The sequence below is a fragment of the Flavobacterium tructae genome, from assembly GCF_002217475.1.
Lineage (GTDB): Bacteria > Bacteroidota > Bacteroidia > Flavobacteriales > Flavobacteriaceae > Flavobacterium > Flavobacterium tructae.
Genome location: NZ_MUHH01000020.1, coordinates 63,319 through 78,933 on the forward strand (window position 1 = coordinate 63,319; position 15,615 = coordinate 78,933).

General features: G+C 34.2%; 10 protein-coding genes and 1 pseudogene. 2 read left to right on the forward strand and 9 right to left on the reverse strand.

Annotated elements, in window-relative coordinates; genetic code table 11:
* Positions 1–62: 62 nt before the first annotated feature.
* Both B0A80_RS09095 and B0A80_RS09100 read right to left on the reverse strand, forming a co-directional pair.
* Complete coding sequence (locus B0A80_RS09095) at positions 63–1,205, reverse strand: acyl-CoA dehydrogenase family protein (RefSeq protein WP_017496719.1); 1,143 nt, start codon at positions 1,203–1,205, stop codon at positions 63–65.
* A 17-nt stretch (positions 1,206–1,222) separates the two neighbouring features.
* A complete protein-coding gene (locus B0A80_RS09100; RefSeq protein WP_089077077.1) occupies positions 1,223–2,110 on the reverse strand; it encodes a ComEA family DNA-binding protein in 888 nt (295 codons plus the stop codon).
* Between the two features lie 273 nt (positions 2,111–2,383).
* Between B0A80_RS09100 and B0A80_RS09105 the strand changes: the two genes are divergently transcribed.
* The gene (locus tag B0A80_RS09105) at positions 2,384–3,853 is read left to right on the forward strand and encodes an APC family permease (protein ID WP_070905498.1); all 1,470 of its coding nucleotides are present in this window, start codon (positions 2,384–2,386) and stop codon (positions 3,851–3,853) included.
* A gap of 38 nt (positions 3,854–3,891) precedes the next feature.
* Here the strand turns inward: B0A80_RS09105 and B0A80_RS09110 are convergent, their stop codons facing one another.
* The 7 genes and pseudogenes from B0A80_RS09110 to B0A80_RS09140 all read right to left on the reverse strand — a co-directional run bounded on the left by B0A80_RS09110 (position 3,892) and on the right by B0A80_RS09140 (position 14,440).
* Complete coding sequence (locus B0A80_RS09110) at positions 3,892–4,119, reverse strand: PspC family transcriptional regulator (protein ID WP_026985787.1); 228 nt, start codon at positions 4,117–4,119, stop codon at positions 3,892–3,894.
* Positions 4,120–4,274: 155 nt separating this feature from the next.
* Positions 4,275–5,543: a DUF2851 family protein gene (locus B0A80_RS09115; RefSeq protein WP_089077078.1), complete on the reverse strand. Its 1,269-nt coding sequence runs from the start codon at positions 5,541–5,543 to the stop codon at positions 4,275–4,277.
* Positions 5,544–5,624: 81 nt separating this feature from the next.
* Positions 5,625–6,108, reverse strand: a pseudogene (locus tag B0A80_RS09120) (3'-5' exonuclease).
* 84 nt (positions 6,109–6,192) lie between these two features.
* On the reverse strand, positions 6,193–7,554 hold the full coding sequence (locus B0A80_RS09125) for a pyridoxal-phosphate dependent enzyme (protein ID WP_070905500.1): 1,362 nt from the start codon (positions 7,552–7,554) through the stop codon (positions 6,193–6,195).
* A gap of 49 nt (positions 7,555–7,603) precedes the next feature.
* Positions 7,604–9,574, reverse strand: coding sequence for a putative porin (locus tag B0A80_RS09130; RefSeq protein ID WP_089077079.1), 1,971 nt, complete (start codon positions 9,572–9,574; stop codon positions 7,604–7,606).
* A 183-nt stretch (positions 9,575–9,757) separates the two neighbouring features.
* Positions 9,758–11,329 carry a RagB/SusD family nutrient uptake outer membrane protein gene (locus tag B0A80_RS09135; RefSeq protein WP_089077080.1) on the reverse strand — a complete coding sequence of 524 codons (1,572 nt, stop codon included), beginning with the start codon at positions 11,327–11,329 and terminating at the stop codon, positions 9,758–9,760.
* 6 nt (positions 11,330–11,335) lie between these two features.
* Positions 11,336–14,440 carry a SusC/RagA family TonB-linked outer membrane protein gene (locus tag B0A80_RS09140; protein WP_089077081.1) on the reverse strand — a complete coding sequence of 1,035 codons (3,105 nt, stop codon included), beginning with the start codon at positions 14,438–14,440 and terminating at the stop codon, positions 11,336–11,338.
* Positions 14,441–14,825: 385 nt separating this feature from the next.
* Here B0A80_RS09140 and B0A80_RS09145 point away from each other — a divergent pair, with 385 nt between their 5' ends.
* The gene (locus B0A80_RS09145) at positions 14,826–15,482 is read left to right on the forward strand and encodes a ribonuclease HII (RefSeq protein WP_089077082.1); all 657 of its coding nucleotides are present in this window, start codon (positions 14,826–14,828) and stop codon (positions 15,480–15,482) included.
* The last annotated feature ends 133 nt before the right edge of the window (positions 15,483–15,615 follow it).

Here is a 15,615-nt window from a genome sequence, read left to right on the forward strand (position 1 = left end):
TATTCTTTGTTCTATTCTCTTTACTCTATATTCCTTACTCTATATTCCTTACTCTACATTCCTTACTCTTTCAACAAATTTCTCGAAATAACCACTTTTTGAATTTCGGTTGTTCCTTCTCCAATGGTACACAATTTAGAATCTCTATAGAATTTCTCTACCGGAAAATCTTTTGTATAACCGTAACCTCCGTGAATCTGAACCGCCTCGTTGGCAATTTTCACACAAGCTTCGGAAGCATACATCTTCGCCATAGCTCCTAATGTTGTAACCGGCTTATGCTGTTGTTTTAAATAAGCTGCTTTATGCAATAACAACTCCGAGGCTTCTATTTCAGTAGCCATATCTGCTAATTTGAAAGATATACCCTGAAAATTACTGATAGGCTGACCAAATTGGTATCTCTCTTTTGAATATTTCAAAGCTGCTTCATAAGCTCCTTTTGAAATTCCCAAAGATAAAGCTCCGATTGAAATTCGTCCCCCGTCTAATATTTTCATCGCCTGAACAAATCCTTGTCCTACTTCTCCCAATCTGTTTGCATCCGGAACGCGACAGCCGTCAAAAACCAACTCGGCAGTTTCACTGGCACGCATTCCCAATTTATTTTCTTTCTTTCCTGAGCTAAATCCTTTCATTCCTTTCTCCAAAACAAAAGCCGTCATTCCTTTTGAATCTCCTTTTTCACCGGTACGAACAATTACTACTGCAATATCTCCGGAGATAGCATGTGTAATAAAGTTTTTCGCTCCGTTTATAATCCATTCATCACCCTCTTTAACTGCGGTCGTATTCATTCCTCCCGCATCTGAACCGGTATTGTGCTCGGTTAATCCCCAGGCTCCAATATGTTCCGCTGTCGCCAATTTTGGCAGCCATTTTTTCTTTTGTTCTTCGTTACCGAAAGTCAAAATATGGTTGGTGCATAATGAATTATGAGCCGCAACAGATAAACCAATTGAAGGATCTACTTTTGCAATCTCTTCTACAACGGTGATATATTCGTGATACCCTAAACCGGAACCACCATACTCTTCAGGAACCAAAACTCCCATAAACCCCATTTCTCCCAATTGCTTGAACAGGGAAACTGGAAAAATTTGAGATTCATCCCATTCCATGATATTTGGTCGGATATTTTTCTCTGCAAAATCTTTTATTGATTGCGCAATCATCAACTGCGTTTCATTATATTGAAAATCCATTGTAATTCTGTTTTTTTTTAGAACTCCAAATATAAACTAATTATTTTTGCTTTTTCAATAGGAAAACCTTTAATTTTTGACAAATCCTCAATATTATTAATATTTCCATTCATACTTCGATACGTTACAATTTCTTTGGCCAATGCATATCGGAAGTAAGGAAACTTTGCCAACTCTTTTAAAGAGGCTTCGTTTATGGAGATTTTTTTTAAAGAGGAAGGAATTACCACTTTAAAATGCGCCGTCAATTCTTTTACAACCTCTGGTGAAAGCCCCCAAACCTCATTCATTTGTTCCATCGAAACAAAACCTCCCAAAACTTCTCTTTGCTTCAATATCCTTAACGATAAAGCTTCCCCTATACCATATATCTTAACTAAATCTTCCTGGGTAGCATCATTAATATCAAGCACTATAATTTTCCCTTTCTTATAAACAGGTTCTTTTACAAACTCGTTTCTTTCCATCTTATGACTTGATTTATTCTTAACCCAGTTCGGAAATTTAAAAAGTGGAGAAATTACATCCAGTAAAGAATCTGAGATTTTTGTGACCTCCTGAAATTCTTTTGCTGAATTTACATATTTGTTCTCTTTTCGGAACGCCAGCAGACGATCGATCTCCTGAACAGACATTCCTAATTTGTACGCTTTGTAATCGGTGATGAAATTTGGATTAAAAGCATAGACCTTTCTTTTCTCTCCAAATTTTAAAAGTTTTAAAGAATCTATTTCGGATTGCAAAGTCAACCACTGCTTTTCTTGAGGAGCAATCTTCTCCGAAATATCGAAATCAACAAGAAAGTAAACCGCCTGTAGTACAACTATAATAATAAAGAGCCAAAAAACTCCTTTACGTTGTTCTCGTGTAAACTTCAAAAGGACTTCAAAACGCTTTAATTTCATTTTATTAAAAATTTTCTTTCATTTTGTGAATTGCTAAAATAAGAAAATCTTAAAGCTTTATTAAGAAAATTAGCAAAAATATTGCGTTTTAAAAAATTACATTTTTCATTATTTATGACTAATTAATTTAATGAATCTCAGCCCGGAAAGATTGATAAACGGAGGTTTTGTCAAAATATTTAATATTTTACAACTAAAAATGAGATAATTGTTTTTATTTTTTACAAAAAACGATACATTTGGAGCTTAGTAACAAATAAACCAATATAATATATGTCAATTTGGAGAGTTAAACCTATATCAGCCTTTGAGGCCGATATGAAAAAAAGTGATTTAAAAAGAGTTTTAGGAAAATGGAGCCTTACAGCCATTGGTGTTGGTGCCATTATTGGAGGAGGAATTTTTGTACTTACAGGTACCGGAGCCTATTACCACGCTGGTCCGGCCTTAGCTGTTTCCTTCATCATTGCAGGGATTGCCTGTGTTTTCGCAGCTCTTTGTTATTCTGAGTTTGCCTCTATTTTGCCTGTTGAAGGTTCTGCTTATGCCTACGCATATGGAACAATTGGAGAAATTTTCGCCTGGATTATCGGTTGGGGACTTATCCTCGAATATGCGATGGGATCGATGACCGTCGCCGTTTCCTGGTCCGGATATTTTAATAAACTGCTTAAAATGTTTCACATCCATTTGCCCGAATGGCTCACAACAGACCCTGCCAGTTACTCGGGAGAGGGTTTTTCTATGAATCTTCCGGCTTTTTTAATTGTTATTTTGGTTATTTCTTTACTTATTAAAGGAACTAAAAGTGCTGCAAAAGCAAACAATTTCATTGTTATTCTTAAAGTTTCAGCTGTAATATTTGTAATTATCGCTGGTCTTTTCTTTATCAATACTGCAAACTGGAGCCCGTTTATTCCGGCAGCTACTCAAATTATAGAAAAAGAGACTACTCACAATGCTTACGGTATTGGAGGAATTGTTTCCGGTGCTGCTGCCATTTTCTTTGCTTATGTAGGTTTCGATGCTGTTTCGACTCAGGCTGGAGAAGCGGTAAACCCTAAAAAAGATGTTCCGTTTGCGATCATTGCTTCCTTATTAATTTGTACTACCTTATATATTCTTGTTTCTTTAGTACTAACAGGAATGATGAACTATAAAGATTTCAATCCACTAGGAAAATATCCTGATGCTATTAAAGCTCCTGTTGCGTATGCATTTGATATTGCCGGACAAGGATGGGCTGGTTTTATTATTACAATTGCTGCAACAATAGGTCTTGTTTCTGTATTAATGGTAATGATCATGGGGCAATCCAGAATTTTCCTTGGTATGTCGAAAGATGGATTAATTCCTGCTGTGTTCTCTAAAGTAAATCCACTTTCAGGAACTCCAAAAACGAATCTAATCATCTTAGGTGGTATCATTGCTACAGTTGCTGCTTTTACACCTATTAATAAACTAGCCGATATGACGAGTTTTGGAACTTTGTTTGCCTTTACAATGGTTTGTATCGCAGTTTGGATTTTAAGGGTAAAACAACCTGGATTAACGAGAACTTTCAAGGTTCCTGCTTTACCAATCATTGCTGTTTTAGGTATCGCTATCAATACTTACTTAATGATCAATTTAAGCCATGATGCTCAACTACTTTCACTTGGTTGGCTGGCAGTTGGTATTCTGGTTTATTTTGGATACAGTAAGAAGAGATCAAGACTTAACAATAACGAAATCGAAGAATAAAAAACTAAAAAAGCTCCAAATAAAATTTGGAGCTTTTTTTATAAATCAAATACCGAAGTTCGTTTGGCGCGAATCAGATCTTTTAAACGAATCCAAAAAGCCAGAGTAAGGTAAATTCCGAATCCAAGTCCGGCGGTAACAAATGAAATGTAAATAAAAAACAACCTCACACTTGTCACGCGCATTCCAAGTTTATCAGCTAATCTTGAAGATACGTGAAAACCATATTTTTCAAAAAAGAATTTAAGTTTTAAAATAGCCGACATTTTATTGATTTTAGATTGTAGATTTTTGATTTGTCTATTTCTACAAAAATACAAAATTATCACATTGTCTCGTTTTCTAATTACAGATTGTAGATTTTTGAAATGAACATTTCCCTAAAATAAAAAATTATCACATTACCTCATTATCTAATTTTCTAATTATTCTTAAGCAGCTCAATGCCCAATGCACATTTTAAACAGGCTTTCTGATTACAATATTCTTTTTTAAGTTCTAAAAGTGCCTGAGTTTCAAAAGCATTTTCAGCCTTTACTCCAAAGAACTCAAATTTACTAATAATCGCATTGCTCTCCGGTTCAACCTGATTCATAAAAGAAATTAACTCTTCAGCAATTGATTCATCTCTTGTAGCTGCATAGGCAAACTGCAGCGGAATAATCGTATTTATAATGAGTAAGTCGATAAATGCACGAGATAAAGCCTTTGGTTTTCTGGAACTTTCTTTATCAAACTGATAATGGTTCTGCCAATATGGATTTGCAGATACTATCAACAGCTTACGTACTTCCTCAACTGATTTTGCAGCGATTATTTTGGAAAACAGGTTTTGTTTTTGATATAAATTAGCAAGTTGTGAAAGCCGAATGGTTGGAAAATTATCCGGACGATGCTTATAAAACTGAATTGGATCTATATGATGCTTTTTTAGCTGGTATTTGTTCAACAGATAATAATACCTAATTTTTAAGTCGGTAAAATACACATCTTCTTTATCAGCGTCTAACAACCCAATGGTACCGAAAAACAATGCTTCCAGATTTTCAACTTCAAAGCTTTCCTTTCGAACAATTGAAAACGGAAGGGATTTTGCCATTTGCAGAAAAGAATTTCCATTGGTATTCAATCCAAAATTCCTTGCGAACAATGAGAATAAGACTTCTTCCCAGTCCTGCTGATATTCCTCCAGTAAATCATAAATAAATATTGCTTTACGCTCTAAACGCTCGAAAAATAGTCTTTCCTGCCAGTTTTTAAAAACAAACTCGTCAATTTCAGTGATACTTTTTTCGCAGAATATCCATGATTTGGGTGCTATAAGAGCATTATAATTAGTAATCATTTCTTTAGAAGTATACTCTTTTAAAACCAAAACCGGAATCTCGATATTATTCTTTCCAAAAATCTCCGTATCGTGTTCCCAAACCACATGCAAAATTACATTGTCGTAAGCGGTATCTTTTTCGTGACCGTGTACATACCAATCTGAAGACTTGAGATGTATTTCGATATTACCTGCCCATTTTTGATTTCCTATTATAATTTGAGCATTGAAGAAATCCGGCCCGGAAAGTTCCAGATAATCACCCGTTTTAATAATGATGAGCGGTTCATTCTGCGTAGTTCTAAGATCCAGAGTTTCAAACTTTTTGAATCTCCAGAGATAATGAAGAAAATCTTCTTTCATATTTAGGCTTATAGTAATGATTTGCAAAGCCCTAAATTAATCAAAAAAAGAAGCAATAATCTTACAAATTATGTGTTTTTTTTATTTTAGCAGATACAATCTGGCGCAAGCACGTGCATCCGATAATGCCTCATGATGATTCAACTGAATTTTCATCTCGCGACAACAGTCGCTAAGTTTAGTAGGTTTGAGGCCTTTTGCCTTATAAATTTTGACCGTACACTCCCATTTAGCAGCAATATTTAAATCGTCATAATTTAGGTCGTAAAGCGCCATTGATTTCATTAGTACATTGCGATCAAAACTTTCATTATGTGCCACAATAACCCTATTTTTTTAATCTCTTTTCTATTTCCGGATAGATTTGTTTAAAAGATTTTGCATTAACAGTATCTCGTGGATATATCCCATGAACCTGAATTGTAAATGGATTGTATTGATTGTTTGGTGGTTTTATCAAAGTAACAAATTCGTCTACAATTATTCCGTTTTCTACAGTTACTATCCCAACAGAACACGGATGATAACTGGTTGCGGTTTCAAAATCTATGGCGGTAAAGTTCATATTCAAATCTATTTATTCAAAAAATCCATAAATCTAATCGTTTCAAATTAGATTTATGGATTTATAAATTTATTAAAAATTGTCTTATTTTATTGACCCAATGATATCATATTTTGTAATAATATGATGGCTTCCGTTTCCAAGATCTACTAAAACGGCATCATTTTCTTTTGTAAACAGCTTAGAAACTTCTTCAATTGGTGTTCCTAATTTTACGATTGGAAAAGGTTTCCCCATTACTTCTTTAATCGGTTTCTCGGCAACGTTTTTATCGGCAACGTAACTTCTGAATAAATCCGTTTCGTCGACAGACCCAACAAATCCATTGATATCTACCACCGGAATTTGTGAAATTTTATACTTACGCATACGTTCGATGGCGTGAGAAACTAATTCTTCGGTACGAACGACAATTAATTGTTTATCGATATGATCTTTAATAACGTCTTCTGCTTTTGTAACATTTTCTTCCAGGAAACCACGTTCGCGCATCCAGTCGTCATTAAACATTTTACCTACATAACGGCTTCCTGAGTCATGAAACAACACTACTACAACGTCATCCGGTTTGAAATGCTCTTTTAACTGTAACAATCCTTTTATACAGGCTCCTGCTGAATTCCCAACAAAAATAGCTTCTTCTAAAGCAATTTTTCTGGTGTAAACTGCCGCATCTTTGTCTGTTACTTTGGTGAATCCGTCAATTAAAGAGAAGTCGACATTTTTAGGTAAAATATCTTCCCCGATTCCTTCTGTGATATAAGAATAGATTTCATTCTCGTCGAAAATTCCAGTTTCATGGTATTTTTTAAAAACAGAACCATAGGTATCAATTCCCCAGATCTTAATATTTGGATTTTGTTCTTTTAAATATTTTCCAACTCCCGAAATAGTTCCCCCTGTTCCTACTCCCACTACAAAATGAGTAATCTTTCCCTCTGTCTGTTTCCAGATTTCAGGTCCGGTTTGCTCATAATGCGCCAATGCATTAGACATGTTATCGTATTGATTTACGTACCATGAATTTGGCGTTTCACTAGCCAGGCGTTTTGAAACCGAGTAGTAAGAACGTGGATCGGTAGGCTCAACATCGGTAGGACAAACTACCACTTTGGCTCCTACTGCACGTAAGATATCCATTTTTTCTTTCGACTGTTTGTCAGACATTACACAGATCAATTTGTAGCCTTTAATGATCGCTACAAGTGCTAATCCCATTCCTGTATTTCCTGAAGTCCCTTCAATAATAGTTCCTCCCGGTTTTAATCGGCCATCTGCCTCTGCATCTTCAATCATTTTCACAGCCATTCTGTCTTTAACAGAATTTCCGGGATTAAATGTTTCGACTTTTGCCAATACCAGTGCATCTATTTCAGCAACAATTTTGTTGAGTTTTACCAATGGTGTATTACCTATTGTTTCTAAAATGTTTTTTGAAAAGTCCATTTCTATTTGAATTTTAATATTTGGTTTTTAATCTATGAAGCGCCTACTCTTATTGGAAGAAATTCCAAACCAAACCAAATCGGATTACAAAATCACGATAGGGATTATTAGGTGCTGAATAATAATCGCTTTTTGAGAATAATGCGTTTATGTGTTCTGCTTTAAAATAAAAGCGGGTCTGACGAATTCTGGCGTTCAGAAAAAGATCGAATAACGGATAACCGCCAATCTTTTTATCATTCTGAACAAAAAACTCTCCTACAACCGGATTATAGTCATTTCCGTAATATTTTGTAAAATAATTGAATACAACTCCGGATTGCATGTACAATGCTTTCTTAAAAAAGTAACCTGAATAATAGAAGGTATTTCTGGTCACAAAATCAGGTACATTAAGAATCAAATCCGACTGGCCAACCTTTTGATATAAAAGTGTGTTGTCTAAGGCAAATCGGCCAAATTTAAACTCACGGCTTGCTTTAATTTCCAGATAATTAATCGCATTCCCATATTGAGCCGGCTCAATAATCTGAATATGTGCAGCTGCCTGAACATCAGTAGATTTATCTCTAAAATAAAGATGATCGTTTAAAACGGTATATTGAACTTCTGCATTTAACCAAGGTGTTGACACATTAGCACTAAGCGAGTTAATTTTTTCATTTTTAAAATTATGCGACCAGTTGTACTCTGTGTAACTGCTTTGGTATAAATTGAAGTTGTTGTTTGGTAATTTATTGATGTTACGATATCTGAAATCAAACTGAATTTTATCATTCATATCGTATCTTAGTTTCGCATCTAAGTTAGAAAGTGACTGGTTTGTAATCGATCTAGAATACAGAAAACGACCGTTCCATTTATTTTTTTGATATTCGTACTGACCTCCGAAATTATTAATTTGTACAAATAAATTATCCGGTACAACTGTTTTGTCTTTCCTAATAATAATTCTTCCGTACTCGTAATTGGATCGGTAATCGTCTACAAAAAAATTAAATTTTCCTAAAAGGGAGTTTTCGTAAGTAAGTCCTGCCTTATTGTAGAGTCTTTCGTATTTCGTTTTATCGTTAATACCACTTGTAACATACGAATCTCCAAAGCGTTGAAACGCCGTCCCATTACCAATATTTGAAGCTAGTGTTGCCTGAGTGTATTCAAAAAGTTTATTTTCGTAATTAAACTGATGTGTTACATATAAATTATTGCTTCCGTTTTTTGGATTTACTCTGAACGCATGATCAAAAAACAGGCGTCTTCCTTTTAAAAAGGATTTTGCATCTGTAAGATACACTTGTAATCTCTGACGGTTTTTATAATCCTTATTATCACTTTCAAAATCTGTAGGTGTCGTAATCCCGCCATTCTCTTGATTAGAAATATCCTGATACGTATAGTGTGCATTTATAGCATATCTTTTATCCGTTGTAGCATAACTCGTTGTAAACCTAAAATTTCCGGCACTTACCAGCTGATTGATATAATCTCCTTCTGAACGCAACCCTTTATAAGCTATAGAAAAATTAAGGTTTTTTGAGGTGTTTAAGGTAATAAAGGAGTCAACGTTTTGTCCTTTATTAATGGTCGTATTAAAGAACAATTCTGTTAAAGGAGTAGCCGCCGAATAATAATTAATCTGATCGGCCTGCATGTAATTAAAATGTTTACCGCTAAAACCAATTTCAGGATAAGGAGAAAAACTGGTCAGACTGTATTGTAACGTATTAAATGTTTGTCCGATGTTCGAGAAAGCCAAAAGTCCGAAATCGTCTTTTCTAAGGTGATTTTGTTTATAAGCACTTTTTAAAGTTAACGAAGTATCTACATATGTTGTATCGTGTTCCAATGTGATAATTTGATATTGATCTATGGTAGCGATCTTAGCTTTTTTCTTTTTTACCGTATCCGTTATACTCGAATATTTAGTATTCATGTCTAAACTATTTTTAGAAGTCGTTTTTTCCTGAGAAAATAATAAAGTTGGTACAACTAAAAGATATAGAAAAATGAATATTCTCATTTGATTGTTTTATAGGTAATTATTTGGATAAAATTTATCAAGCAAAGGTAAAAGATAAAAACGTATAAAAAAACAAATCATTGTTATCTGGATTCTTTTTCAAACCAAATTATTAAAACAAAAACCCCCAATCAAAAAAATGATCGGGGGCTTTCAAAAAAAATCAAAATATTTATCGTAATCCTACCAACCTGTATTTTGTTCAAGTCCTGGGTTGGTATTTGTTTCAATTTGTGGTATTGGCCATAAGAATCGTCTATCAGTATATGGTATAGCTTCGATTGGGCGAGAACCTGTATATGGAGTCCCTAATGCATAATCAGCAGGAACTGGAGGAATGTTATCATATTTTGCAGGAATACCAGCAATAGGTGCTAAATCATCTCCTTGCAATCTGTGAATATCAGTCCATCTGCGTCCTTCAGCTAAGAATTCAATTCTTCTTTCTGCTAAAATAGCTTTTACAACGTCTACTTGTGTAGGAAGAGTTACAGATGTATATCTTTCTGTTGTCGGTGAAGCTAAAGATCTATCTCTCACAGAATTTAATAATGTTATAGCGGCAGGCAAATTTGCCGTAGACAAACGAGCTTGAGCTTCAGCCATATTTAGTACAACTTCAGCATATCTAATTACAGGAGCTGCATCTGTTAAATCTGTAATATCTTTATACTTGTTAGTATATTTTCTACCATTAACAGTAACTACCATTACACCTTCTTCTCTTCTTTTATCATTTACTTTCCAATTTGGATCTCTCCAAATAATTGGGCTAATTGCCACCAAAGTTCTAGATTTAAAGATACTAGCTAAAGCTGCATTTGTATTAGGGTTCGAAGTAGGTGAATGCTGCATTGACAGAATAGACTCTGAGTTATTTAAATTAGCGGCCGTTGAAGCAAATGGCGCACTTGGCGTTGCAGTCAAACTAAATACCCCATTTAATTTAGTCCCTTCAGTGATAACATTTGCCCAATCTCTTTTTTGTAAATAAAGCCTGGTTTTAAAAGCAATTGCAGACCATTTAGATGCTTTCGCAATATTTCTTCCTGCAAGTGTAGTACCATTACCAGTTGTGATTAGAGCTTCAGCATCATTTAAATCTGCTATAATTTTTGTATAACATTCTGCAACTGAATTTCTAGGCTTACCTATTTCCGAACTAATTTCTGTTTGAGTGTTCACTCCAACTTCTCTGTAAATTACTCCTGGATGAGTAGCACCCGACGTAAAGTTGTAAGGTTTTGCAAAGAACGTCAATAACTCAAGATGAGTAATTGCTCTTAAAAACTTAGCCTGACCAATATAATCATCTCCAGCAGCTTTAGTGATTATCCCTTTCGCAACAGCGCCAGCAACACCTTCTATCATTAAATTACATCTGTTGATTAATCTATAACCATCAACCCAATAGTACACTGCATTTGGTGATACAGCATCAATTTGAGCTTTGTATGTTAACTCATAGAAAGTAGCCGTATTAACTAAATCCTCTCCTCTAACATCTCCCTGCTCAACAAAAGCTGCCCCCCAAATATAACCTCTACCTCCATTTGAAGTTCCACTATTATATGTACCAATAGAAGCAGCATTATATACACCGTTCATATAAGCTTCAATTAATGATGGTGTAGAAAAAGCGTCACCTTCACCAATATTATTTACTGGCTCTAAGTCCAATATTTTTTCTTCTGTACATGAATTCATCCCGAATGCTAAGACAGAAATAAGAAGTATTTTTACTAAATTTTTCATATTTTTTTATAAACTTACATTAATCCCCATTGATATCACTTTGGAACGAGGTGTTGTATTAATATCTACACCATTTGTTTCCATCTCAGGATTAATTCCTTTGTAATCACTAAGTAACCAAACATTTTGAGCCTGAACAAAAAGTCTGAAGCTATCTACCTTAATTTTATCCAATAATGATTTTGGCAAAGAATACCCTAAACTAATATTGTCAAGTGATATAAAATCTCCGTTTTCAACAAAACGAGAAGTTGCATTTCCTGAAAAGTTAACACCATTATTAGCTCCGGCATATAATCTAGGTGTCCATCCGTCACCAGGATTATCAACACTTTGCCATCTTCCTAAAATCTCTGTTCCATTATTGTTAAAGTTTTGATTCATTAACTCTCTTCTTGTGTAGTTGAAAATTTTATTACCTCCACTAAATCTGAACATAAATCCGAAATCTAAGTTTTTATAAGTCATATTAGAAGTAAATGATCCATAATAAGTAGGTAACGTATTTCCTAAAATTACTTTATCAGAAGTTGTAAGGGTTCCTGTTTTTGAAACATCAGCTGGATTAGCTGGGTCATACACTGCAAAAGTTTGTCCTGGTAATTTCGTTTGTACCATTGTACCATCAGCTTTATAATATACTGGGTTTCCATTTGCTTTATTTACACCATAATATTGGTAACCATATAAAGAATTCAAAGATTCTCCTTGTCTTAAGATAAGGTTTGGAGAAATATTAGTATCAGAAGAAGTACCCCCTACAATATCCTGACCTCCATATAAACCAGTTACTTTATTTTTAGCCAATGTTAAGTTAGCAGACACATCCCATGTGAAATTTGCATTATTAACTGCTTTAAAATTTGCAGAGAACTCATATCCATCACTTAACATGCTTCCGATATTTGAATTAATTGTATTAAAAGGAATACCTAAAGAAGGTGAAACCGGCGCAGCTAACACAATTCCATTAATATCATTCTTGTAATAGTCAAATGTTAAGTTTAATCTATTATTAAAGAAACCTAAGTCAATTCCAAAATCAGTTTTAGCACTGGTTTCCCATTGAAGTAAATCATTACCAAATTGAGAGTATCCTATTCCATTTAAAGTCCCATAAGGAGAACTGATAGTAAGTCCTTTACTTGGATAATTTGAACCACCTAAGATATCTGTATTTCCAACCTCTGAGTAAGAAGCTCTTAATTTAAACTCAGATAAAGTGTTACTAATTGGTTGCATAAAGTTTTCTTTAGAAACTGTCCAACCAGCAGATACACCAGGAAAGTTATTGTATCTTGTGTCTTTTCCAAATTTAGAAAGACCATCACGTCTAATAGATCCTTGAATAAAATATTTCTCTTTGTAGTTATAATTTGCACGAGCTAAATAAGAAATAATACCATTTTCAGTCACTGACCCTCCAGAATCTTTAGTCGCATATGAATTTGTAACTAAATTTTGATTATAAAATTCACTTAGTAAATTTGACCCTGATCCGAAGAAGTACTGGTATCTTTGTTTTTGATATTCAGCCACAGCTGTTATACCTATATTATGATTTTCAGCAAATGTCTTCTTGTAATTAATGATATTTTGCCAGTTCCATCTTAAATATTCTGTATGATCATTTACTAAAGTTCCATTAGAATTACGACCGTCCCCCTGGATTGGGTTTTGATATCTAAATCCTCCTGTATTAGTGTTATCAGCACTAACCTGTAATCTATAAGATAAATCAGATGTTATTTTTGCGTTTGCGAAAACATTTGCTAACACTCTATTTACTGTTGAAGTAAATTTATTTTCCTTTAAAACATAAACAATATTAGTAATATTATCTCCTACAGGAGCTAAGTTATCCCACTGACCTACAGTCGCGGCAGTCATATTATATCCTGTTGGATTACTTGCATCATAAATTGGTGTGTTAGGCAACTGTCTGATTGCATTAAAAATATTCCCTGAAAGCGCACTTGTAGCAGTAGACAAACCGTTGTATTCCGTCCTAACAACATTTAAATTCGTACCAATACTTAACCATTTATTGATATCCTGATCAATATTTGCTCTTATCGAGTATCTTTTCATATCATTAGAAAGATTGATACCTTTCTGATCTGTTACTCCTAGAGACAAGAAATATTTAGTTTTATCAGAACCTCCACTGAACGAAAGATTAGTAGTTAATTGTGGTGCATTTCTAAATATAGCACCTTGCCAGTCAGTATTATATTGATTACCTGCAGCCCATGGACCAACAGCAGGAACTAGATTAGCCCTTTTCTCATTAGATATAGTTATAAAATCTGGTGTTTGTAAAACGTCATATTTTTTATAAACACTAGCAACACCCATTACAGTACTAAAATTAACCTTTAGAGCTCCTTTTTTACCACTTTTTGTAGTAATCAAAATAACTCCATTTGCAGCACGAGATCCATAAATTGCTGTTGCCGCACCATCTTTCAAAACCTCAAAAGACTCAATATCAGCAGGATTAATATCTCCTAAACCATTAGCAGCTGCTAAACCACCAACGTCTCCTGTTACAATTGGCATTCCGTCAACCACAACCAATGGTTCTGTAAGTCCAGAGATCGTAGATACTCCTCTAACTCTGATTTTTGGAGCAACACCAATAATACCGGTGTTCGTTAAAACCTGAACCCCAGCTGCTCTACCTGCCAAAACTCCTTCAAAACTTGGAGTTACTAAATTAGCGATGTCCGCTCCTTGTATTTTAGAGATCGAACCAGTTACTTCCTTTCTCTTTTGTACACCGTAACCAACAACTACAACCTCGTTCATTAATTGAGCTTCTGACTCCAGCACTACATTTACTGAATTTGAAGAACCAACAGTTACTTGTTTGTTATTCATACCAACATATGAATAAACTAAAACATCACCTGTCTTTGCCTTTATGGAATAACTTCCGTCAAAATCAGTTTGAGTACTTACTTTAGATCCTTTCACAAGAACATTTACTCCCGGAATCACCCCTGTTTTATCAGAGACTTTTCCAGTAACAGTTCTCTCCTGAGCAAAAGAAAACTGCATAGACAACGCCACAACAAGCGTAAAAATCCATTTAAATTTTAATTTCATTTTAATTTATTTTGAATTAGTATGGCGCAAACATCTTAATTATTTCTTAAAACACCAAAATTTTTTAACTTATTTTTAGCCTAAATTCCTAAACATCTACTAAGATCTATCACAATTTATTTAGATTATATACTTTTTAGTAGCAATATTCCTTAATTTATGCTAAAAACATCAATTTATGTAAATTTAACACTTAACAGAGTTTTAACACTTGAACCCGCGAAAAAGCAAGCCTCTTAAAAAACAACGGACCCTTTTACAGACCCTTTAAAAATTGAATCTTTTATTTTCTTTTTCGCAAATCCAAGCTATTATTTAAAAAAGTTTTTCAGCACTCTTAAAAAAAATCACAATATTTGTGACCTTGAATATAAAAACTCAAAAAATGCTTCAAAAAAACTTCTCAGGATACCTTTTAGAAACCGGAACTGATGAAGCAGGCCGAGGATGTCTGGCTGGTCCGGTAACTGCAGCAGCCGTAATTCTCCCTGCCAATTTTGAAAACCAAATTTTAAACGACAGTAAACAATTGTCTGAAAAAGCACGATTCTTATTAAAACCTATTATAGAAGAGCAGGCCATCAGTTTTGCCGTTACACATTTACTGCCTGATGAAATTGACGAAATAAACATCCTGAATGCTTCGATGAAGGGTATGCAGGAATGCGTTTTAAAGTTAACCACCCTACCTGAATTTATTATTGTTGACGGAAACCGATCCTTGAATGCAAAACTGGGATTAAGGAATACTGTGGGAAAACAATTTTCTACAGCTGAAATCGAATTACTAAAATCAATCCCTAATCAAAGTATCATAAAAGGAGATGCTAAATTTTTAAGTATTGCAGCAGCTTCGGTTCTTGCTAAAACGTATCGCGATGAATACATGGATAAAATTCATGAAGAGTTCCCAATGTATAATTGGAAAAAAAACAAAGGTTATCCCACAACTGAACACCGCGAAGCCATTAAAAAATACGGCACGACAAAATACCATCGAATGTCTTTTAAACTACTTCCTACTCAATTGGAGCTTTTCTAAAAAATAAAATACCGACAGACCAATTGCTTTCATATAAAATGTAAGGCAAACAATCTGTCACAAAACACAGAACCGAAACAACATTAACCATCAGTTTTTCAAAACATTACATTCAAAAAAAAAAAAAAAAAAA